This window comes from Rhizobium sp. NPDC090275 (genome assembly GCF_044772225.1).
GTDB lineage: Bacteria > Pseudomonadota > Alphaproteobacteria > Rhizobiales > Rhizobiaceae > Rhizobium.
Genome location: NZ_JBIVYL010000001.1, coordinates 274,172 through 295,675, shown reverse-complemented (window position 1 = coordinate 295,675; position 21,504 = coordinate 274,172). Strand labels below are relative to the sequence as shown.

General features: G+C 63.4%; 22 protein-coding genes. 15 read left to right on the top strand and 7 right to left on the bottom strand.

The window, feature by feature from the left end; translation table 11 throughout:
• Positions 1–91: 91 nt before the first annotated feature.
• Complete coding sequence (locus tag ACIQUB_RS01395) at positions 92–1,351, bottom strand: RNA polymerase sigma factor (RefSeq protein ID WP_402928403.1); 1,260 nt, start codon at positions 1,349–1,351, stop codon at positions 92–94.
• Positions 1,348–1,722 carry a YciI family protein gene (locus ACIQUB_RS01390; RefSeq protein ID WP_113239332.1) on the bottom strand — a complete coding sequence of 125 codons (375 nt, stop codon included), beginning with the start codon at positions 1,720–1,722 and terminating at the stop codon, positions 1,348–1,350. The genes ACIQUB_RS01395 and ACIQUB_RS01390 overlap by 4 nt, the downstream gene beginning before the upstream one ends.
• A gap of 192 nt (positions 1,723–1,914) precedes the next feature.
• On the opposite strand from ACIQUB_RS01390, the gene ACIQUB_RS01385 reads away from it, so the two are divergent.
• From ACIQUB_RS01385 to ACIQUB_RS01375, 3 genes are all read left to right on the top strand, one after another.
• On the top strand, positions 1,915–2,160 hold the full coding sequence (locus ACIQUB_RS01385) for a DUF3302 domain-containing protein (RefSeq protein ID WP_111562940.1): 246 nt from the start codon (positions 1,915–1,917) through the stop codon (positions 2,158–2,160).
• A complete protein-coding gene (locus ACIQUB_RS01380) occupies positions 2,157–3,098 on the top strand; it encodes an HlyD family secretion protein (RefSeq protein ID WP_113239331.1) in 942 nt (313 codons plus the stop codon). The genes ACIQUB_RS01385 and ACIQUB_RS01380 overlap by 4 nt, the downstream gene beginning before the upstream one ends.
• A gap of 111 nt (positions 3,099–3,209) precedes the next feature.
• On the top strand, positions 3,210–4,241 hold the full coding sequence (locus ACIQUB_RS01375; protein WP_402928398.1) for an acyltransferase family protein: 1,032 nt from the start codon (positions 3,210–3,212) through the stop codon (positions 4,239–4,241).
• A gap of 27 nt (positions 4,242–4,268) precedes the next feature.
• On the opposite strand, the gene glpK is transcribed toward ACIQUB_RS01375, so the two are convergent.
• Positions 4,269–5,762, bottom strand: a complete 1,494-nt coding sequence (gene glpK, locus ACIQUB_RS01370; protein ID WP_018897281.1) for a glycerol kinase GlpK — start codon at positions 5,760–5,762, stop codon at positions 4,269–4,271.
• A gap of 393 nt (positions 5,763–6,155) precedes the next feature.
• Here glpK and ACIQUB_RS01365 point away from each other — a divergent pair, with 393 nt between their 5' ends.
• The 4 genes from ACIQUB_RS01365 (at position 6,156) to xdhC (ending at position 12,079) form a co-directional block, all read left to right on the top strand.
• A complete protein-coding gene (locus ACIQUB_RS01365; RefSeq protein ID WP_113239807.1) occupies positions 6,156–6,932 on the top strand; it encodes a 3-hydroxybutyrate dehydrogenase in 777 nt (258 codons plus the stop codon).
• A gap of 33 nt (positions 6,933–6,965) precedes the next feature.
• Positions 6,966–8,432: a xanthine dehydrogenase small subunit gene (gene xdhA, locus ACIQUB_RS01360; protein WP_113239806.1), complete on the top strand. Its 1,467-nt coding sequence runs from the start codon at positions 6,966–6,968 to the stop codon at positions 8,430–8,432.
• Between the two features lie 217 nt (positions 8,433–8,649).
• Positions 8,650–10,989: a xanthine dehydrogenase molybdopterin binding subunit gene (xdhB, locus tag ACIQUB_RS01355; protein ID WP_113239805.1), complete on the top strand. Its 2,340-nt coding sequence runs from the start codon at positions 8,650–8,652 to the stop codon at positions 10,987–10,989.
• Between the two features lie 271 nt (positions 10,990–11,260).
• Entirely contained in the window at positions 11,261–12,079 is an 819-nt protein-coding gene (gene xdhC / locus ACIQUB_RS01350; RefSeq protein WP_402928392.1) for a xanthine dehydrogenase accessory protein XdhC, read from the top strand.
• Here xdhC and ACIQUB_RS01345 read toward each other — a convergent pair.
• On the bottom strand, positions 12,052–12,267 hold the full coding sequence (locus ACIQUB_RS01345; RefSeq protein WP_402928389.1) for a hypothetical protein: 216 nt from the start codon (positions 12,265–12,267) through the stop codon (positions 12,052–12,054). The genes xdhC and ACIQUB_RS01345 overlap by 28 nt on opposite strands.
• 101 nt (positions 12,268–12,368) lie before the next feature.
• Here ACIQUB_RS01345 and ACIQUB_RS01340 point away from each other — a divergent pair, with 101 nt between their 5' ends.
• Complete coding sequence (locus tag ACIQUB_RS01340) at positions 12,369–13,274, top strand: LysR substrate-binding domain-containing protein (RefSeq protein ID WP_113238359.1); 906 nt, start codon at positions 12,369–12,371, stop codon at positions 13,272–13,274.
• On the opposite strand, the gene ACIQUB_RS01335 is transcribed toward ACIQUB_RS01340, so the two are convergent.
• A complete protein-coding gene (locus ACIQUB_RS01335; RefSeq protein ID WP_113238402.1) occupies positions 13,268–13,630 on the bottom strand; it encodes a hypothetical protein in 363 nt (120 codons plus the stop codon). The two genes, ACIQUB_RS01340 and ACIQUB_RS01335, sit on opposite strands and share 7 nt — an antisense overlap.
• 201 nt (positions 13,631–13,831) lie before the next feature.
• Between ACIQUB_RS01335 and ACIQUB_RS01330 the strand changes: the two genes are divergently transcribed.
• The 4 genes from ACIQUB_RS01330 (at position 13,832) to guaD (ending at position 17,443) form a co-directional block, all read left to right on the top strand.
• Positions 13,832–14,308, top strand: coding sequence for a hypothetical protein (locus ACIQUB_RS01330; protein WP_113238360.1), 477 nt, complete (start codon positions 13,832–13,834; stop codon positions 14,306–14,308).
• Positions 14,309–14,376: 68 nt separating this feature from the next.
• Positions 14,377–15,621 (top strand): urate hydroxylase PuuD, encoded by a 1,245-nt coding sequence (gene puuD / locus ACIQUB_RS01325; RefSeq protein WP_113238361.1) that lies wholly within the window; start codon positions 14,377–14,379, stop codon positions 15,619–15,621.
• The gene (locus ACIQUB_RS01320; RefSeq protein ID WP_113238362.1) at positions 15,618–16,091 is read left to right on the top strand and encodes a hypothetical protein; all 474 of its coding nucleotides are present in this window, start codon (positions 15,618–15,620) and stop codon (positions 16,089–16,091) included. Before puuD ends, ACIQUB_RS01320 begins: the two co-directional genes overlap by 4 nt.
• A 44-nt stretch (positions 16,092–16,135) precedes the next feature.
• Positions 16,136–17,443, top strand: coding sequence for a guanine deaminase (gene guaD / locus ACIQUB_RS01315; RefSeq protein WP_113238363.1), 1,308 nt, complete (start codon positions 16,136–16,138; stop codon positions 17,441–17,443).
• On the opposite strand, the gene ACIQUB_RS01310 is transcribed toward guaD, so the two are convergent.
• Together ACIQUB_RS01310 and ACIQUB_RS01305 are read right to left on the bottom strand one after the other, a co-directional pair.
• Complete coding sequence (locus tag ACIQUB_RS01310) at positions 17,440–18,036, bottom strand: dihydrofolate reductase family protein (protein ID WP_402928382.1); 597 nt, start codon at positions 18,034–18,036, stop codon at positions 17,440–17,442. The genes guaD and ACIQUB_RS01310 overlap by 4 nt on opposite strands.
• A gap of 95 nt (positions 18,037–18,131) precedes the next feature.
• Positions 18,132–18,968 carry a LysR family transcriptional regulator gene (locus tag ACIQUB_RS01305; protein WP_113238365.1) on the bottom strand — a complete coding sequence of 279 codons (837 nt, stop codon included), beginning with the start codon at positions 18,966–18,968 and terminating at the stop codon, positions 18,132–18,134.
• 97 nt (positions 18,969–19,065) lie between these two features.
• Between ACIQUB_RS01305 and ACIQUB_RS01300 the strand changes: the two genes are divergently transcribed.
• The 3 genes from ACIQUB_RS01300 to ACIQUB_RS01290 all read left to right on the top strand — a co-directional run bounded on the left by ACIQUB_RS01300 (position 19,066) and on the right by ACIQUB_RS01290 (position 21,502).
• The gene (locus tag ACIQUB_RS01300; RefSeq protein WP_113238366.1) at positions 19,066–20,034 is read left to right on the top strand and encodes a quinone oxidoreductase; all 969 of its coding nucleotides are present in this window, start codon (positions 19,066–19,068) and stop codon (positions 20,032–20,034) included.
• Between the two features lie 93 nt (positions 20,035–20,127).
• Positions 20,128–21,270 carry an alpha-hydroxy acid oxidase gene (locus tag ACIQUB_RS01295; protein WP_113238367.1) on the top strand — a complete coding sequence of 381 codons (1,143 nt, stop codon included), beginning with the start codon at positions 20,128–20,130 and terminating at the stop codon, positions 21,268–21,270.
• A gap of 43 nt (positions 21,271–21,313) precedes the next feature.
• On the top strand, positions 21,314–21,502 hold the full coding sequence (locus tag ACIQUB_RS01290) for a type II toxin-antitoxin system HicA family toxin (RefSeq protein ID WP_018897262.1): 189 nt from the start codon (positions 21,314–21,316) through the stop codon (positions 21,500–21,502).
• Positions 21,503–21,504: the final 2 nt, after the last annotated feature.

Here is a 21,504-nt window from a genome sequence, read left to right as displayed (position 1 = left end):
CTCCTGTTTCGTGAAACCTGTTCTTGATCAGTCTGTTACAAGAACGTGTGAGATGTCGCCGATCCGACAACGCGCAAGGTGATTTTCGGAATTATTTCACCGCCGGTAGCGCCGGCTCCATTTTCAGGCTGTCGATCTGCCGGCGGATATGCGCGGCCTCGGGTGCCGAATGCGCCAGCGCGATCGCCCTGTCGAATGCTTCGCGTGCCTCGCGCGGACGGCCGATCTGCTTCAACAGCCCGCCGCGCAGGCCGTGATAATAGAAATAGCCGTCGAGCTTTTCACCGAGCGTCTCCACCAGCGTCAGCGCCTCGCCCGGTCCCCTGAGCTTCGAGACGGCGACCGCCCGGTTGAGCGTGATAACGGGGGACGGCTGCATGCGCTCCAGCGCACGATAGAGCAGCTCGATCTCCTCCCAGTCGGTATCCTCAGCCCTTTTGGCGCGCGAATGCAGCGCCGCGATCGCCGCCTGAAACTGGTAGCTCCCCGGCTGCCGGTGACGGATCGCCTTGTCGAGCAACGCCAGCGCCTCGTTGATCAGCTCGCGGTTCCACAGCGACCGATCCTGATCCTCCAACAGCACGATCTCGTTGTCGGCGCTGAAGCGCGCCGGACGCCGTGAGATCTGCAAGAGCATCAGCGCCAGGAGCCCAATCAGCTCCGGCTCTGCAGGGAAGATGCGCAGCAAAAGCCGCGCCAGCCGGATCGCCTCGTCGGAAAAGGCGCAGGCCTCGGCTTTGGGGTCGGCCTGGCTGTAGCCCTCGTTGAAGACGAGATAGATCATCGTCGAAACGATCGACAGCCGCTCGGCCCGCTCCGCCGCATCCGGCGTCTCGAAGGGAACGCCGGCCTTGGCGACGCGCGCCTTGGCCCGGGTGATCCGCTGCTCCATCGCGCTCTCGCCGACTAGGAAGGCGCGGGCGATCTGCTGTACCGAGAGACCCGAGACGATCCTGAGCGCCAGCGCGATCTGCTGCGTCGCCGGCAGGTCGGGATGGCAGCAGATGAAGAGCAGGCGCAAAATGTCGTCGCGGTAGTTGGAGGTATCCAGCCGCTCGGCGATATCGCTCTCGGCATCCTCCGTGTCGGAGATCAGCTCCTCATCCGGCAGCGCCTGGGTCTTCGAGCGCTTGCGCACCGCGTCGATGCCGCTGTTGCGGCCGACGAAGATCAGCCATGCAGTCGGATCGCGCGGCGGCCCCTTGTCCGGCCAGGTTCTGATGGCGCGCAGGCAGGCCTCCTGGAAGGCCTCTTCCGCGATATCGAGATCGCGGAAGTATCTGAGCAGCGCGCCGAGCGCCTTCGGCCGGGCGGAAGCGAGCGTCACGTCGATCCAGGCAATGTCTGTCATGTCGCACTCTCTCCCGGCCGGAACACGTAGAACGGCCTGATTTCATAGGATGTGGAACCGGGATTGACTGATGAAAGCTCCTTGGAAAAGGTGACGGCCTCCTCCAGCGTGTCGAAATCGACCACATAGAAACCGAGCAGCGCCTCCTTGGTCTCGGCAAACGGCCCATCGAGCACCAGCGGCTCTTCCTTGCCCTTGCGCACGGTGGTCGCCGCCGTGGTCGGCATCAGCCGGCCGACCGGCCCGAGCTTGCCGCTTTCGGCCAGGGGCGCTTGAACCGCATAAAGCTTCGCCATCACGGCGTCCTCTTCCTCCTTGGTCCAGGAGAAAACCCGCTCTTCATCGGCATAGCAAAGGATCGCATACAGCATCTCATACTCCTCTTCCTCAATGACGAAGGAGTAACCCGCCCGCCGACAGGACGCAGCAAAAAATTGCGCAGGTCAGGGCGCTCGGTCGGGCGGGACCGGATGCAGCACCGTTGCATTTACGGTAACGTACTTCCGCGCAAGTGCCGCCGCATGGTCTGCTGCCGTCGATCTTGACCGATAGGGAGACCCCGCATGAGCGCCGTCGATATTTTCGCGTGGATCGTGCTGATCGTGCTGGCGGCCAGCACGCTTGCGGTCATCCTCTTCCTTGCGATGCTCCCCGGCATGATCGCCCGCAGGCGCAATCATCCCTGGGCTCAGGCCGTCAGCGTCGGCGGCTGGGTGACGCTGCTGCTCGGCTTCGCCTTCTGGCCGCTGGTCGTGATCTGGGCCTATGTCGACGTCCCACGCGTGACAAGCGCGGAGAAGAACCGATGATCGTCGTTCTCCTCAACGTCTACCTGGTCATTCTCTTTCTGCTGGTGAAGCTGAAGATCGTGCCCTTCAACCTGTTCTGGAAGGTATCGCCGGCACTGGTCTTCCTGCTTCTCCTGATCGGCCTGTTCATCCCGATGGGCTGGGGCGCGCCGCAGGGGGCGGCATTGGTCGTCCGCAATTCCGTGGCGATCGTCCCCAATGTCGCCGGCGAGGTCATCGATGTCCCTGTTATCGCCAACACGCCGCTGAAGGCGGGCGACGTACTTTTCCGTATCGATCCCGTGCCCTACCAGGCCAAGCTCGACGCCCTGAAGGCGCAGCTCGAACTCGCCACGCTGAGGCTCTCCGAGACGACGCGGCTGCAAACCACGGGCGCCGGCCGCGGCTTCGACGTCGAGCAGGCGCAGGCACAAACCGACCAGCTGCAGGCCGAGATCGCCGAAGCGCAGTGGAACCTCGACAAGACAGTGGTTCGGGCACCAGCCGATGGCTACGTCACCAATCTCGCGCTTCGCAAGGGCGCGCGCGTCAGCAGCCTGCCGCTGGCACCCGTCATGGCCTTCATCGATACGTCGGACACGATCATCGGCATCGAGATCGCACAGATCAACGCGCGCTACATCACCCCTGGCCAGCCGGTCGAGATCACCTTCAAATACGCGCCAGGCAAGGTCTATCCCGGCAAGGTGGAAAGCGTGCTGCAAGCGGTGGCGAGCGGCCAGACGCAGACCTCGGGTCTCGCCGTGGCGCCGAAGGAGATCGCCTCCCTGCCGCTTGCCGTCCGCATCAGGCTCGAGGACAAGAACTTCGCCGACGTGCTGCCGGCGGGCAGCACCGGCGATGCGGCGATCTACACCGATCACGTCACGCCGACGCACATTATCCGCAAGGTGCTGCTGCGCCAGATCGCCATCACCAACTACGTCAATCCGTTCTGAGCGCTTCCCCACCGAAGACAACTGCGGATAGCGCTTGTAAATTTCTGCTATCCCACGTTTTCGCCTCAATCCCCCCTTCTATTTGCTGCAATGCGAAATGGAGGGCGGCACTTGGAGCAGCGGCAGGAGAAGACCCGTATCGAATGGCTCGATATCGCCAAGGGCATGTCCATCATCCTGGTGGTGATCTATCACACCCTTCTCTACCACCAGTTCCACGCCATCGCGCCTGATCTCTACGCCCGCTTCAGCGCCATCATGACGCCGATCCGCATGCCGCTGTTCTTCACCGTCTCCGGCTTCCTGGCGGCGTCGGCCATGCGCGCGCCGTGGAACGATTTCCTGCGCCGCAAGATCTGGCTGCTGGTCTACCTCTTCGCCATCTGGAGCACCGCCCGCTGGCTGTTCTTCCGCTACGTGCAACAGAACGCGCTCGTCCCCACGGAAGGCAGCGATCCCTATCAGCTGCTGGAAATGTGGTGGGCGCCCAACACCGGCATTTGGTTCATCTGGGCGCTCGCCATCTTCATGGTCGCCACCAAGCTGCTGCAATCGACGCCGCATGCGATCACCATCGCGATCGCCGCCATCGTCTCGGTCCTCACCTTCGGCGACCATCTGGCGATCGATCTCTTCACCCATCGCAACGTGCTGCAGTATTTCGTCTTCTTCCTGTTCGGCTGCTGGTATGGGCGATCTGTCGTCCACCTCATCACCGCCCGCCCGCTTCTGACGGCGCTCGGCGGCTTCTTTCTGTTCTCGGCGCTATATGTGCTGCGCTGGCGGCTGCAGGCCGTCGACAAGGGCAGTTGGGCGCTCGCCTCCTCCATCGCCGGCCTTGCCTGGCTCTGCGGCACGGCGGTGCTCCTGTCGCGCTGGGAGAGCGTGCGCAATGCCTTCGCCTATTTCGGCCGCAACACGCTTCCCGTCTACGTCACCCATGTGATGATCGTCTCGCTGCTCGTCGCCACCATCGCCGCCGCGATCGGCGAAAGTGCAAAGCTCGGCTATCTCACCGCACCGCTGGCGGTGGTCGTTGCAATCGGCCTGTCGCTGGCGATCCGCGCCGTGGCGGACCGCGGCGGCGCCGGCTGGCTCTATGCTCCGCCGGCAAGGCGCCGGCGGCAAGCAGCAACTGCGTGAGGCGGCACTTGCCGCCCCTCGCCTGGTTTACCCCTCGCTCAGCGTACGCTTGACTGCGCTCCGCCAACCCTTGAGCTTGGCCGCCCGGGTCTTCTCGTCCATATCAGGCTCGAAGCGGTTGTTGCGCTTCCAGTTCTTGGCGAACGCCGCCTTGTCGGGCCAGACACCCGCCCGGCTGCCGGCGAGCCAGGCGGCGCCCAGTGCCGTGGTCTCGAGGATGACGGGGCGGTCGACCGGCGCGTCGAGAATGTCGGCCAGTCGCTGCATCGTCCAGTCGGAGGCCACCATGCCGCCATCGACGCGCAGCACCGTCTCGTCGACGCCGCCCTTCCAGTCCTTGTGCATGGCGTCGAGCAGGTCGCGCGACTGGTAGCAGACGGCCTCGAGTGCTGCGCGCGCAAACTCCTTCGGCCCGCTGTTGCGCGTCAGGCCGAAGATCGCGCCGCGGGCGTTCGCATCCCAATGCGGCGCGCCGAGCCCGGTGAAGGCGGGCACCAGATAGACCTCCTGCGAGGGGTCGGCGGCATCGGCCAGTTCGCCGGTCTTAGACGCGCTGTCGATGATCCCGAGCCCGTCGCGCAGCCACTGCACGGCGGCTCCCGCGATGAAGATCGAACCTTCGAGCGCATAGGTCGTCTCGCCGTCCAGCCGGTAGGCGATGGTCGTCAAGAGCCGGTTCTTGGAGCGCACCATGTCGGCGCCGGTGTTGAGCACGGCAAAGCAGCCGGTGCCGTAGGTGGATTTCATCATGCCCGGCTCGAAGCAGGCCTGACCGATCGTCGCCGCATGCTGGTCGCCGGCAACGCCCAGGATCGGGATCGCGGCGCCGAAGATGTGAGGCTCGGTGACGCCGAAGTCGGCAGCGCAATCCTTGACCTCGGGCAGCATGGCCGAGGGGACGCGCAGGATCTCCAGCAGGTCCTTGTCCCACTCGTTACTGGCGATGTTGTACATCAGCGTCCGCGACGCATTGGTGGCATCGGTCACGAAGCTCTTGCCGCCGGTAAGCCGCCAGATCAGAAAGGTGTCGATCGTGCCGAAGCAGAGCTCGCCCTTGGCCGCGCGCGCCCTCGCCCCCTTCACATTGGCGAGCATCCAGGAAAGCTTGGTGCCGGAGAAATACGGGTCGAGCAGCAACCCGGTCTTCTTGGTGAAGGTCTTTTCCAGATCCTGCTTCTTCAGCTTGTCGCAATAGCTCGCGGTGCGGCGGTCCTGCCAGACGATGGCGTTGTGGATCGGCTTACCGCTCTCGCGCTCCCAGACGACGACCGTCTCGCGCTGGTTGGTGATCCCGAGTGCTGCGATATCCTTGGCGCTGATCTTCGCCTCGCGGATCGCCATCTTGATGGTCGAGACGACGGAATCCCAGATCTCTTCCGGATCATGCTCGACCCAGCCGGATTGCGGATAGATCTGCTTGAATTCCTTCTGGCCCGCGCCGGCGATCTTCATCTCGCCATCGAACACGATCGCCCGCGTCGACGTCGTCCCCTGATCGATCGCCAGTACATACCCCGCCATTGTCATCCTCCCATGAACTGCTTCGGATTGAATGAATAATGCAGGCAAACGAATGTGAAAAGAAATTAAAGTGAAATTTGTTGGGCCGTTGGTTTTGGGTGTTGAGGCCTTCAGGATGCCATCACCGTTGCATTCAGGGCGGCGTGCTTAGATCCTCGGGACGAGCCCGAGGATGACGTTTCGGTCTGGATTTCGCTTTACACTCAAACAGTTACCAAAATCTCGGCGTCATCCTCGGGCTCGTCCCGAGGATCTAAGCACGTCCCATCCGCACGACGGGAATGGCTCTCCCGACCACGATGCCTCCCCACAACGCCCGCCCCCAATTGCCAGCCCAACCGATTCCGGACTACGCTCCACACAACCGCGTTGCAGGACAAATCGGAGAACCTCATGGCCAGAACAGTCGTCGTTACCGGATCCACCAGCGGCATCGGCCTGGCGATCGCCACCGCATTCGCCGGCAAGGGTGACAACATCGTCCTCAACGGCTTCGGAAAGCCCGAGGAAATCAAGGGCATAACGGAACGGCTTGAATCACTCTCGAAAGCCGGCGTCATCCATCATCCGGCCGATATGACCAAGCCCGACGAGATCGCCGACCTCATCGCCACCGCGGCGAAAACCTTCGGCACGGTCGACGTGCTGGTCAACAATGCCGGCATCCAGCATGTCGAGAAGATCGAGGATTTTCCGATCGACAAGTGGGACCAGATCATCGCGATCAATCTCTCCAGCGCGTTTCACACGATGCGCGCGACAATCCCGCTGATGAAGGAGAAGAAGCACGGGCGCATCATCAATATCGCCTCGGCGCATGCCCTCGTCGCCTCGCCGTTCAAATCCGCCTATGTCGCGGCAAAGCATGGTATACTCGGCCTGACGAAGACGGCAGCACTTGAGCTTGCCGAAACGGGCGTGACCGTCAACGCCATTTGCCCGGGATACGTGCTGACACCTCTGGTGGAGAAGCAAATCCCGGATACCGCCAAGGCGCGCGGGATGACCGAGGAACAGGTCAAGACCGAGGTGATCCTGAAGGCGCAGCCGACGCATGAATTCGTCAAGGCGGAGGAGATCGGCGCACTGGCGCTTTACCTCGCCAGCGACGAGGCCCGCCAGGTGACGGGCACCCACATCTCGATTGACGGAGGCTGGACGGCGGCATAACCATTTCAAATAAAGAGAAAAACCGGGAACGACATGAACGACAGCATCCGCTTTATCCTGAACGGCGAAGACGTCACGCTGAAAGACGTCAAGCCTACCGAGACGCTTCTCGATTTCCTGCGGCTGAAGCGCCGGCTGACGGGCACGAAGGAAGGATGCGCCGAGGGCGACTGCGGCGCCTGCACCGTTCTGGTCGGCCGGCTGATCGACGGCAAGTTGCACTATGAATCCGTCAATGCCTGCATCCGCTTCATCGGCTCGCTGAACGCCACCCATGTCGTCACGGTCGAGCATCTGGCGGCAAAAGACGGCACGCTGCATCCGGTGCAGCAGGCGATGGTCGACTGTCACGGCTCGCAATGCGGCTTCTGCACCCCCGGCTTCGTCATGTCGATGTACGGATTGTGGCTTTCAAACAGCAATCCCGATCGCGCCGAGATCGAAAAGGCGCTGCAGGGCAATCTCTGTCGCTGCACTGGCTACGAGCCGATCGTCAAGGCGGCCGAACAGGTAGCGAGGACGCGGCCGAGCGCGCTGTTCGACCCGCTGGAGCGCACCCGTTCCGACATCGTCGCAAGACTGTGGGCGATGCAGGGATCGGGCACCATCTCGATCACGTCAGGCGAGGACCGTCTGCTGGTACCGGGCTCGCTGGAGGCGCTGGCACGCATCCTGGCCGACGAGCCGAAGGCGACCATTGTCGCCGGCTCGACCGATGTCGGGCTGTGGGTGACCAAGCAGATGCGGGCGCTGAACCCTGTCGTCTTCATCAACCATCTCCAGGAATTGCAGACAATCACCTCGGGCGAAGGCGGCATCACCATCGGCGCCGGCGTGACCTATACCCGCGCCTTCGAGACCATCGCCAGCAAGGTTCCTACGCTCGGCCGGTTGATCACCCGCATCGGCGGCGAGCAGGTGCGCAACATGGGTACGATCGGTGGCAACATCGCCAACGGCTCACCGATCGGCGACAGCCCGCCGCCGCTGATCGCCCTCGGCGCCACCGTCAAGCTGCGCTCGACGGAGGGCACGCGCATGCTGCGGCTCGAGGATTATTTCATCGACTACGGCAAGCAGGACCGCCGCCCCGGCGAGTTCATCGAAAGCCTCTTCGTGCCCTATCCGGCCGAAGACACGCATTTTTCCGTCTACAAGATCACCAAGCGCCGCGACGAGGACATCACCGCCGTGCTCGGCGCCTTTTATCTGACGCTCGACGAGCAAGGCGACGTCAACGATGTGAGGATAGCCTTCGGTGGCATGGCCGGCACGCCCAAGCGCGCCCGCGCCGTCGAAAACGAACTGATCGGCCGTCCGTGGAATGAGGAGACGATCGAGGCGGTGCGAGATGCCTTCGACAGCGATTTCCAGCCGCTTTCGGATTGGCGCGCGACGGCTGAGTATCGACAGCTGACGGCGAAGAATTTGCTGACGCGGTTTTATCTGGAGACGACGGGTGCGCCGGCAGAGCTGCGGCGGTTCGAGGAGGTGGCGTGATGGGGTATGATTTGTACCGTTGCGCCGTGCAGCCCCCTCATCCGGCTGCCGCCACCTTCTCCCCGTTGGGGAGAAGAGACTCGTGGCAAGCCGCTCGCTCCATCTCCCCTTCTCCCCCACGGGGAGAAGGTGGCCCGAAGGGTCGGATGAGGGGGCCACACCGCACGCCCTCAACAATCGCCCACTCACAAACCCCCACCACAGGAGGCAACCCCTGATGGACAAGTCTGCCTTCCCCGACCCCACTTTCATCATCTCAGGGCCGATGCACGCTTCGCGCCGCCATGACAGCGCCCACAAGCACGTCACCGGTACGGCCGACTACATCGACGACCTTCCGGAACCATCTGGCCTGCTCCACGGCGCGCTCGGCCTGTCGGATCGCGCACATGCCGAGATCGTCAGCATGGACCTCTCCGACGTCGCAGCCACGCCCGGCGTCGTCTGGGTCTTCACCGGCAAGGACGTGCCAGGGATTAACGACGTCAGCTCCAACGGCAGCCACGACGAACCGCTGCTCGCCGAAACCAAGGTCGAGTTCCACCAGCAGCCGATCTTTGCCGTGATCGCCGAGACCCGCGACATCGCGCGCCGCGCCGCCCGCAAGGCGAAGATCGAATATCGCGATCTCGCCCACTGGAGCGACATCGACGGCGCGCTGGAAAACGGTGGTGCGCTGGTCACCAGCCCGATGACGCTGCGCCGCGGCGAAGCAAAAGCAGAGATGGCAAACGCCGCCCGCCGGCTGACGGGCCAGATGCGAATTGGCGGCCAGGAGCACTTCTATCTCGAAGGCCAGATCGCCATGGCCATTCCCGGCGAGGACGACGAGGTCGCCGTCTGGTCCTCGACGCAGCATCCGAGCGAGATCCAGCACATCGTCGGCCATGTGCTCAACATCCCCTCCAACGCCGTGACGGTGAACGTGCGCCGCATGGGCGGCGGCTTCGGCGGCAAGGAAACGCAGGGCAACCAGTTTGCGGCGCTGGCCGCCATCGCCGCCAAGAAGCTGAAACGATCAATCAAGTTCCGCCCCGACCGCGACGAGGACATGGCGGCCACCGGCAAGCGCCACGACTTCATGGTCGATTACGAGCTCGGCTTCGACGAGGACGGCCGCATCCACGCGGTCGACGCCACCTATGCCGCCCGCTGCGGCTTCTCGTCGGACCTGTCGGGCCCCGTCACCGACCGCGCGCTGTTTCATGCCGACTCGAGCTATTTCTATCCGCATGTGCACCTGACTTCGAAACCGCTCAAGACCCACACGGTCTCCAACACCGCCTTTCGCGGCTTCGGCGGACCGCAAGGCATGCTGGGCGCCGAGCGCTTCATCGAGGAAATCGCCTATGCCGTCGGCAAGGACCCGCTTGAGGTCCGCAAGCTGAATTTCTACGGCCAGCCCGGCTCCGGCCGCACGCTGACGCCCTATCACCAGGAGGTCGAGGACAGCATTCTGGAGCGGATCGTCGGCGAACTCGAGGAGAGCGCCGACTACCAGGCGCGGCGCCGAGAGATCATCGAATTCAACCGCGACAGCCGCTACATCAAGAAGGGCATCGCGCTGACGCCGGTGAAGTTCGGCATCTCGTTTACGCTCACCGCCTTCAACCAGGCAGGCGCGCTCGTCCATGTCTACCAGGACGGCTCGATCCACCTGAACCATGGCGGCACGGAGATGGGCCAGGGCCTTTATACGAAGGTGGCGCAGGTTCTGGCCGACAGCTTCCAGATCGATATCGAGCATGTGAAGATCACCGCGACGACCACGGGCAAGGTGCCCAACACCTCGGCGACGGCCGCCTCCTCCGGCACCGATCTCAACGGCATGGCCGCCTATGACGCCGCCCGCCAGATCAAGGAACGCCTCGTCGCCTTCGCCGCCGAGAAATGGGACGTCCCGGTCTCCGACATCGCCTTCCTGCCCAACCGGGTGCGCGTCGGCAACCAGGAGATCCCCTTCCCCGACTTCATAAGGCAGGCCTATTTCGCCCGCGTCCAGCTGTCGGCGGCCGGCTTCTACAAGACCCCGAAGATCCACTGGGACCGCGCCGCCGGAAAAGGCACGCCCTTCTATTACTACTCCTACGGCGCCTCCTGCACCGAAGTCTCGATCGACACGCTGACCGGCGAATACCTGATCGACCGCACCGATATCCTCCACGACGTCGGCCGCTCGCTGAACCCTGCCATCGACATCGGCCAGGTAGAGGGCGCCTTCGTGCAGGGCATGGGCTGGCTGACGACGGAAGAGCTCTGGTGGGACGCCAAGGGACGCCTGCGCACCCACGCCCCCTCCACCTACAAGATCCCACTCGCCTCCGACCGGCCTAAGATCTTCAACGTCAAGCTCGCCGAATGGTCCGAAAACGCCGAACAGACCATCGGCCGCTCCAAGGCCGTCGGCGAACCACCGTTCATGCTGGCGATCTCGGTGCTGGAGGCGCTGTCGATGGCGGTTGCGAGCGTCGCGGACTACAAGGTCTGCCCGAGGCTCGACGCGCCGGCGACGCCGGAGCGGGTGTTGATGGCGGTCGAGCGGATGAAGGCGGTATGACTGGGAATGCGGGATTGGTGGGCGTGATACCCCCCTCTGCCCTGCCGGGCATCTCCCCCACAGGTGGGGAGATTGGCTGGGCGGCCCCGCTCGCTCCACGCTCAACGTCTGCGAAAACAGCACCACGAGTCGATCTCCCCCCTTGTGGGGGAGATGCCCGGCAGGGCAGAGGGGGGTACGCCACACCCACAAACCTCAACTTCATAAACCCCACACCCACCAGCCCCACCCAGACCAGCCTCTCCCCCACAATCCCCCCGGTCATCCCACAATGACCACCCTCCCCCAATTCCTCGCCACCCACCCCGACACCATCCTGATCGACATCACCGGCACGCAAGGCTCCACCCCCCGCGAAACCGGCACCTTCATGCTTGTCGCGATCGACGCCATCTGGGGCACCATCGGCGGTGGCCAGTTCGAGTTCATGGCGATCGCCAACGCCCGCAAGCTTCTGCAGGGCGCTGACGGCCGCGAGATGATGGATATCCCCCTCGGCCCGGAGATCGGCCAATGCTGCGGCGGGCGCACGCAGCTCAGGTTTCGCAAGGTGACGGATGCCGTGATCCGCGAGTTGGAGGAGCGGCGCAGCGATGAGGCGGAGCACCGGCCGGAGGTGTGGCTGTTCGGCGCCGGCCATGTCGGGCGGGCGCTTGCCGTAGCACTCTCGCCGCTGCCGCTCGACGTCACCGTGATCGAGACCCGCGAAGACGAACTCGCGCATCTGCCTGGAGGCATCAATGCCCGGCTCGTCGCCATGCCGGAAGCGCTGGTGCAGGAGATGCGCGCGGGCGCCGTCGTCGTCATCCTCACCCACGACCACGCGCTCGATTTCCTGATCGCCCGCGAGGCGCTCGCCCGTACCGATCTCGCCTATACCGGCATGATCGGCTCGGCCACCAAGCGCGCCACTTTCGCAAGCTGGCTGCAGCGCGAGGCGGGTGGCGAGAAAGAATGGATGGAGCGGCTGACGTTGCCGATCGGCGGTCAACAGGTGCGCGACAAGCGCCCGGAAGTGATCGCCGCCATGACCGCGGCCGAAATCCTGACCGCGCTCGCCGCCTACCGTGTCCGCGCATCCTCGATATAGGGATCGCGCCCGTCCATGAAGCCGAGGTCGCGCTTGACGCGATCCGGCATGCCCTCGAGATCCAGCCGGTCCGGCCGCGCCAGACGCACGGCAAGCCCTCGCAACAGATGCGCCAGCCGCTCGAAAGCCCTGACATGGGTCGGTTCGGCCACCCGTTGGGCCATATGTTCGTCGGTTACGCAAGCCATGACATCACCTCGATAATCTGATCTGATGACTTGCAGATTGCGCCGATTAATGCTGCAATTCCAATCGAACAACCGTCTGCATGCATAAAGAGAACTTATCCATGAAGCTGTCCAAGCAGGTTCCGCTGAATGCGCTGCGCGTCTTCGAAGCCGTGGCAAGGCTCGGCAGCTTCACCAAGGCCGGCGACGAACTCGGCATGACGCAGACGGCCGTCAGCTACCAGGTGAAACTGCTGGAGGAGAATATCGGCGAACCGCTGTTTTTGCGCCGCCCACGCCAGATCAGCCTGACGGACACCGGCGAACTGCTGCTGCCGAAAGTGTCCGACGCCTTCGTGCTTTTGAACGAGGCGATGGCCGAGGCGCGCGGCGAGATCGAATCGACGCTGCTGATCAACACCATCGCCACCTTCGCCTCGCACTGGCTGGCGCGGAGGCTGGGCACCTTCCAGCTTAGGCATCCCGCGATCGCGGTGCGGCTGTCGACGTCGGAAGCGCTGATCGACTTCACCCGCGAATCCGTCGACGTCGCCATCCGCTCGGGCGACGGCAACTGGCGCGGGCTGATCGCCGACAAGCTGCTCGATGTCGACTTCACCCCGATGCTGAGCCCGAAACTGGCGGAAAGCGTCGGCGGCATCCACAAGCCCGAGGATCTGATGAAGCTGCCGATCATCGGCGCCACCGACCCCTGGTGGCAGATCTGGTTTAAGGCAGCAGGGCTTACCGATCTCGGCCTGGAATCGCGCCCGCGCAGCCAGTACGGCTCGCAGACCTTCGAGGCGAGTGCCGCCATGGCCGGCCAGGGCGTCGCCATCCTGACGCCCGCCTTCTATGGCGACGAGCTCGCCCAGGGGCGGCTCTACCAGCCCTTCGAGATGACCTGCACCGACGATCGCGGCTACTGGCTGGTCTACGCCGAAAACCGCCGCAACGTCCCGAAGATCAAGGCCTTCCGCAGCTGGATCCTCGAAGAGATCGCTCGCGACAAGGAAAGCGCTCAGTAGCCCATTTCAGGGGCGTAGAAGCAGCGCGGCGTGTTCTCGTCGGGAAACAAGCAGAGATGGTAATCGCCATCCCCCGATTTCATCGCCTTCGTCATCGGCAGCAGAAAGATGTGGGCGTGGGTGACGAGCCGGTGATCGCCCGGCAAAAGCGTCACCTTATAGCCGTTCGGCGTAATCGCGACGCTCTTCGGCGGGATCATCTGGCAATCGCCCGTCTCGTTGTCGCCGTTGCAACAATAGGGCTCGTAAGCCCAGCCTGACGGGGCGTCATGGGCCTGGGCGCCACTGGTCTGGACGCCGGGGATTTGGACACAGGACGAAAAGGCAATCATCACAACCACAAGAATACTGCGCATCAGCATCTTCTCCGTCGATGAATGCGCCGCCACGCCGATGCGGTTTCCCCTCGTCTCGGCGGCCTTGCATAAAACTGTAATGAAGTCTTGGCATTTCAATGGCGGACGAACTTTCAGTTCTGGGTGCAGAAATAGATCTTGCAACCAAGCGGATAGCCACCGCACTATGCTGCACTGCCAACTCCGGCATGGAGGCTGACCGTGCTCAATTCCGTTACAAGGATTATCGCGTTGCTGGCGACCATCGTGATGGCAAGCAATGCCGGCCATGCGGCGCAAATCGAGTTCGCCAGCCTCAAGCCTGGTGCCGTGCAGCCGGCAACATCATCTGTGGCTCAAGATTTCGACCATATCTGCGTGTTGACGCCCTACCAGAACACTCTCACCGACGACGTGCCGTACCGTGATCGCGTGAACGAACATCTGGCGAAGATCAAATACCAGGGCGACGAGGGAGACTTGGCGATCGTTCTCGTCAGCGCAGCAAAGGTGGAGGTGCTGCATTTCACTCGATCGGATCAGTTTGACATGGACGGATCGATGTTGGCGTCGCCACGTATCGCGGGATTGCCCACCCAGTTCCAACCGGCGCTATGCGCGGATCGCGCCCATGCTACCTTCGGAAAGGTTGAGAGGGATAGTCGAGCCTATATCGTTCTGGGGAAGTTGGCCGATTGATGCCTCCCCCCTTTTCTCCCGGCAAAACATTCTGCACACTGCTGAATCGGAGAGAATAGGGGAACTGAATGTATGAATACGCCATAGCGTGGGAATGGCTGGCCTTTGCGGCTCGCTGGTTCCACGTCATCACCGCCGTTGCCTGGATCGGCTCGTCCTTTTATTTCATCGCGCTCGATCTCGGTCTGGTGAAGCGTCCGCATCTGCCCGTCGGCGCCTATGGCGAGGAGTGGCAGGTGCATGGTGGCGGGTTCTATCATATCCAGAAATATCTGGTGGCGCCGGCGCAGATGCCAGAGCACCTGACCTGGTTCAAATACGAGAGCTATTTCACCTGGCTCTCCGGTTTCCTGATGCTCTGTATCGTCTATTACGGCGGCGCCGATCTGTTCCTGATCGATCGCCACGTGCTCGATGTCAGCGCCCCGGTCGCGATCGCCATCTCGCTCGCCTCGCTCGCCGTCGGCTGGATCGTCTACGACCTGCTCTGCAAGTCGCCGATCGGCCGAAACACCTGGGGCCTGATGGTGGTGCTTTATGCGGTGCTGGTGTTCATGGCCTGGGGCTACACGCAGCTCTTCACCGGCCGCGCCGCCTTCCTGCATCTCGGCGCCTTCACGGCGACGATCATGTCGGCCAACGTCTTCATGATCATCATCCCCAACCAGAAGATCGTCGTGGCGGATCTCATCGCCGGCCGCACGCCGGATGCGAAATATGGCGCGATCGCCAAGCAGCGCTCGCTGCACAACAACTACCTGACACTGCCCGTCATCTTCTTCATGCTGTCGAACCACTATCCGCTGGCCTTCGGCACGGCCTATAACTGGGTGATCGCAGCACTGGTCTTCCTGATGGGCGTCACCATCCGCCACTGGTTCAACACCACGCATGCCCGCAAGGGCCGCCCGACCTGGACGTGGCTTGCGACCGTGATCCTCTTCATCCTGATCATGTGGCTTTCCACCGTTCCCAAGGTGCTGACCGGACAGAAGGACGCGGCCGCCGAAACCGTCGCCCCCGCCTTCCAGCAGTTCGCCGGCGATCCGCATTTCCCCGCCGTCAAGCAGCTCGTCGGCACACGCTGTTCCATGTGCCATGCCGCCGAGCCTGTTTATGAAGGCCTGGCGCGGCCGCCGAAAAACGTGATCCTCGAAAACGACGCCGAGATCGCGGCACACGCCCGCGAGATCTACATCCAGGCCGGCCGCAGCCACGCCATGCCGCCGGGCAATGTGACGGACATCACGCCGGATGAGCGCAAGCTGCTCGTCGCCTGGTTCGAAAGCGCGGTCGAGGGCAAACGCGAATGATCAAAGGCCTCCGCCCCCTGCTTCTGGCCAATCTTATCGCCCTCTCGGGGCAGACATGGACGGAAGCGCGGGCCGAAGAGGCCATTGCAAAACAGGAAGATGTGAAGACCACGGGAACCGTCCCCGCTGATATCACCACCCCCACCGATCTCTGGGGCGAGGTCAATGTGCTGGGCACCGGCCCCTTCTGGGCGCTCAGCATCCGCGAGGGTCAGATCACCTTCAGCCGGGCAGGCAAGAACGACGTCATCACCATAAACCCCGGCCCGATGGCGATGACTGAAGACAGCGCGACATGGACCATCACCCACCCGCCGCAGCACTACACGCTGACGGTCACCAAAGAGACCTGCGTCGACGGCGCATCCGCGAAGCGTTACGATCTCGCGGCAAAGCTGGTATTTCAGGGCAGGACATTATACGGCTGCGCCGCATCGGTGGCGGCCCTCCCCGCCAAGCCGGCGCCCTGAGCCCTGTTCCGACGACGACACGCAATCGATAAAGGCGAACGCCCATGACCCAAACCCTCCTCCGCGGCCGCCTGCTCTCCTTCGTAAGCGAACCTCAGAGCCTGACCGACAGCGAAAGCTATCGCTACGAGACCGATGGCGGCTTGTTGATGGATAATGGCGTGATTGTCGAAAGCGGCCCCTATGCCGAGGTCGAGGCCAAGTCCGCAGCTGATGCTGTCGAGATCGACCATCGCCCGCATCTGATCATGCCGGGGTTCATCGACATGCACCTGCATTTCCCGCAGATGCAGGTGATCGCCTCCTATGCCGCCAATCTTCTCGAATGGCTGAACACCTACACCTTCCCCGAGGAATGCCGCTTCGTCGAAAGCGCGCATGCGCAGCGTATCGCCACGCATTTCTACGATGAGCTCATTCGCCACGGCACGACGACCGCGGTCGCCTACTGCTCCGTCCACAAGACCTCCGCCGACGCCTTCTTCGCGGAAGCCATGAAGCGCAACATGCGCATGGTCGGCGGCAAGGTGATGATGGACCGCAACGCCCCGCAGGGCCTGCTTGACACGCCTCAGATGGGCTACGACGAGACCCGGGAGATCATCGCCGAGTGGCACGGCAAGGGCCGCAACCACGTCGCCATCACCCCGCGCTTCGCCATCACCTCGACGCCGCAGCAGATGGAAGCGACGCAGGCGCTCGCCCGCGAATTCCCCGACCTCCATATCCAGACGCATCTCTCCGAGAACCACGACGAGATCAAGTTCACCTGCGAGCTCTATCCCGACGCAATCGACTACACCGATATCTACGCCCGCTACGGCCTGCTTGGCGACAAGACCCTCTTCGGCCACTGCATCCACCTGTCGGAGCGCGAGGCCGACGCGATGAGCGAGGCCAGCGCAATCGCCGTCCACTGCCCGACCTCCAACCTCTTCCTCGGCTCCGGCCTCTTCCCGCTGAAGGCGCTGATGCGCCGCGACAAGCCGGTCAGGATCGGCGTCGCCACCGATATCGGCGGCGGCTCGAGCTATTCCATGCTGCGCACCATGGACGAGGCCTACAAGATCCAGCAGTTGCTCGGCGAACGCCTGAACCCGCTGGAGAGCTACTACCTGATGACGCTTGGCAACGCGCGATCACTTTCGCTTTCCGACCGCATCGGCACACTCGACAAGGGCACAGATGCCGATGTGGTGGTGCTCAACGCCGCGGCAACACCAGGCATGGCGCTGAAGATGGAAGTGGTGAAAACGCTGACGGAAGAGCTCTTCCTGCTGCAGACCATGGGCGATGATCGCGCCATCGTCGAGACCTATGTCGCGGGTGTGGCGGCGAAGGGCGCGCTTTAGGCCCGCCGATAGACCTGCGCGATGGCGCCCTTGGGGAACACCCGCGTGCTCACCAGTTGCAGCTGCCTCGGCTGCGCCAGATCGGAGAAGATCGGCTGGCCGCGCCCGAGCGCCAGCGGGTAGACCATCAGCATATACTGATCGACCAGATCATGGGCGATGAGGCTGCGCGCGAAGGTGGCGCCGCCATGGGCGATGATCGGCTTGCCGTGTTCCGCCTTCAGGCCGGCGATTTCCTCGGCGAGATCGCCGCTTGCCACATAGGCCGTGCTCCAGCTATCGGCTCCGGGTTGCAGCTCGCCCGCTGCAGGTGTCTCGATCGCCTTCGGCAGGATCGCCGCGCCCTTCTTCGAAAACACCGCTTTGGGAATCTGGTTCATCGCGGGTGCGAAGACGTTGGTCGATGTCGGCCAGAAGCGCGCCATTCCCTCGAAGGTGCGGCTGCCCATGATGTGCAGGCCGGCATTCCAGGCGTTCTCGACCTTCCAGGCGATCGCTTCCTCGTCGCCGGTAAAAATCCACTCGGTCTCCCCCTCGGGGCCGCTGACAAAACCATCGAGCGTCATCGCCATGGCCAGGATCAACTCTCGCATCGCTTCCTCCTCTTGCGTTCTCCCCAAGGACGGATCGGGCCGAGCTATTCCGACATCCGCCGAACCGGAAATGCATCGTCAGCCAATGATCAACATCAACGCTCGCGCAACGCATCCATCACCGCCCGCACCAGCGGCACATCCTTGATATCGCTGTGAACCACAAGCCACAGATCCCGCGTGATATCGGCGCCATCAAGATCAAGCCGCGCCAACCCTTGGCCCTCCGCGATGAAATCGGGCAGCAACGCCACGCCGCCGCCAGCCTTGACCGCCGCCACCTGAAACTCCAGCGTCGAGGCTCGGATCGCGACCGGCCGACCGGCGGCGATCTCGGCCAGTCGCTCCTCCTGCGGCGACGACGCCATCCCCTCGTCATAGCCGATGAACGTCCAGTCGTGCTCATCGACCGTCTCGGCATAGCCTGTTGCCGCATAGGCATGGAAACCCACCTCGCCGATCTTCGAGACGGTCAGATCGCCACTCTCAGGCCGATTAAGCCGCACGGCGATATCGGCCTCCCGCCGTCCGAGCGAGGCATAGCGCGTTTCGCCGATGAGCGTGACCCGGATGCCGGGATGGCGCGCCCTCAGCCGCACCAGCGGCGGCGCCAGAACAGCACCCGCATAGGCCGGCGGCGCGCTGATGCGGACCTCGCCGACATGGCTTTGATCGGCACCGATGCCGCCGCGCGCGATGGTCATCGCGTCGCCGCTCATGCGCTCGGCGATCGCGGCAACACGCACGCCCTCCGCCGTTAGCAGGATCCGCCGCCCGCGCCGGTCAACCAGTTTCGCGCCGATCTCGCGCTCCAGATGCGCCACCCGCCGCGACACCGTCGCATGCTCGACCCCGAGCGCCCGCGCGGCCCCCGACAAGGTTCCGAGTTGTGACAGCGCCAGCAGATGGCGCAGATCTTCCCAGTCCAACATTGATCATTTTTTCCCAAGTGATGTGAGATCATAGGGAATTTTCAATCACCTAACCATCCCCCATCTTCGGCGCCAGACAGGCACAGGAGATCGGAATATGGATATCGCAATCACCCTCACCACCCCCGGCGGCATCGAGCAGCTAAGGATTACCCCACAAGAACCGCAGGCGCCGGGACCGAAGGAAATCCGCATCCGCCACGACACCATCGGCGTCAACTTCCTGGATATCTATCATCGCAAGGGCCTCTACCCGCTCCCCGCCTACCCCGCCGTCATCGGCGCCGAAGGTGCTGGCGTGGTCGAGGCAGTCGGCTCCGACGTCACGACGGTCTCTCCCGGCAACCGCGTCGTCTATATGGGCGCGCCCGTCGGCGCCTATGCCTCGACCCGTCTGCTGCCGGCCCATCGCGCCATCCGTCTGCCCGATGATGTCGGCTCGAAACAGGCCGCCGCCATGATGCTCAAGGGCATGACGGCCTATATGCTGCTCCACCGCATCCACACTGTGACGCCTCAAAGCACCATCCTCGTGCACGCCGCCGCCGGCGGTCTCGGCACGCTGCTCGTGCGCTGGGCCAAGCACCTCGGCGCCACCGTCATCGGCACGGTGAGCAGCGCAGAGAAAGCGGCACTGGCGACCGCCAACGGCGCCGACCATCTGGTGATCGGCCGCGATGCCGATCTGGTCGCAGACGTCATGGCGCTGACATCAGGGCGTGGCGTCGATGTCGGATATGACGGCATCGGCGGCGCGATGCTGGCGAAGACCATCCAGTGCATCCGCCCCTTCGGCATGGCCGCGAGCTTCGGCCAGGCGGCGGGACCGATACCGCCGGTGGCGATCGAGGCGCTGCGCCCGAACAAGTCATTGTCGCACCCGAGCATCATGGCGGCGAGCGCCGATCCGGCCTTCTACCTGGAGGCGGCGACGGCGGCGATCGAGGCTATCCGGCTCGGCATTCTCACGCTTCCCACCCGCGAATTCGCCCTTTCCGATGCCGCCGCGGCCCACACCGAACTGGAGGCCGGACTGAGCAGCGGCAGCCTGTTGCTGATCCCGTAAACGGGCTTCGGCACGGGCGAGAAAGATACCGTTTCGGATGTAAATTATATGTGATATGGCCGGTTGCATTATTCAGATGTGAAAGTCTTATCCATGACCAAACCTCTCACCATTGCCGATCTGAAATCCCTCGCCCAGCGCCGTGTCCCCAAGATGTTCTTCGACTACGCCGATTCCGGCGCCTGGACGGAACAGACCTACCGCGCCAACGAGAGTGATTTCGCCAAGATCGGCCTGCGTCAGCGCGTGCTCGTCGACATGACGAACCGCACGCTCGAGACGACAATGGTGGGCCAGAAGGTATCGATGCCGGTCGCTCTTGCGCCAACCGGCATGACCGGCATGCAGCACGCCGATGGCGAGATGCTGGCCGCGCAGGCGGCCGAAGAGGCAGGCGTTCCCTTCACGCTGTCGACCATGAGCATCTGCTCGATCGAGGATGTCGCCTCGGTGACGACCAAGCCCTTCTGGTTCCAGCTTTATGTCATGAAGGACAAGGACTTCGTGCTGAACCTGATCAACCGCGCAAAGGCCGCCAAGTGCTCGGCGCTGGTCTTGACCGCCGACCTGCAGATCCTCGGCCAGCGCCACAAGGACCTGCGCAACGGCCTCTCCGCGCCGCCGAAATTCACGCCCAAGCATATCTGGCAGATGGCGACGCGGCCCTTCTGGTGCCTCGACATGCTGCAGACCAAGCGCCGCTCCTTCGGCAACATCGTCGGCCACGCCAAGAACGTCTCCGACCTCTCCTCGCTGTCTTCCTGGACGGCGGAGCAGTTCGACCCGCAGCTCTCCTGGGCTGACGTCGCCTGGATCAAGGAGCAGTGGGGCGGCCCGCTGATCATCAAGGGCATCTGCGATGTCGAGGACGCGAAGGCGGCAGCCGATACCGGCGCCGACGCCATCATCGTCTCCAACCACGGCGGCCGCCAGCTCGACGGCGCCCCCTCCTCGATCAGCATGCTGCCCGGAATTGTCGACGCCGTCGGCGACAGGATCGAAGTGCATCTCGACGGCGGCATCCGCTCCGGCCAGGATGTGCTGAAGGCCGTAGCGCTCGGCGCCAAAGGCACCTATATCGGCCGCCCCTTCCTCTACGGCCTCGGAGCCATGGGCAAGGAAGGCGTTTCGCTGGCGCTCGGCATTCTGCGCAAGGAGATGGACGTCACCATGGCCCTTTGCGGCAAGCGCGACATCAAGGACGTAAACTCGTCGATCATCGCGGGACGGCAGTAGGTGCGATTTGAATTATACACATCATTGTGTATAATTCAGCCCGATGAAGAGCGCCGACGTCATTGCCCTGCTGCAGAAGGCCGGCTGGTTTGAGGTCGGCCGCAAAGGCAGTCATGCCCAGTTCAAACATGCGGACAAGCCGGGCCGCGTGACGGTGCCGCATCCCAAACGAGACATTCCGATTGGGACGCTGCGCAGCATCGAGAAGCAGTCGGGCCTGAAGTTGAGGTGATC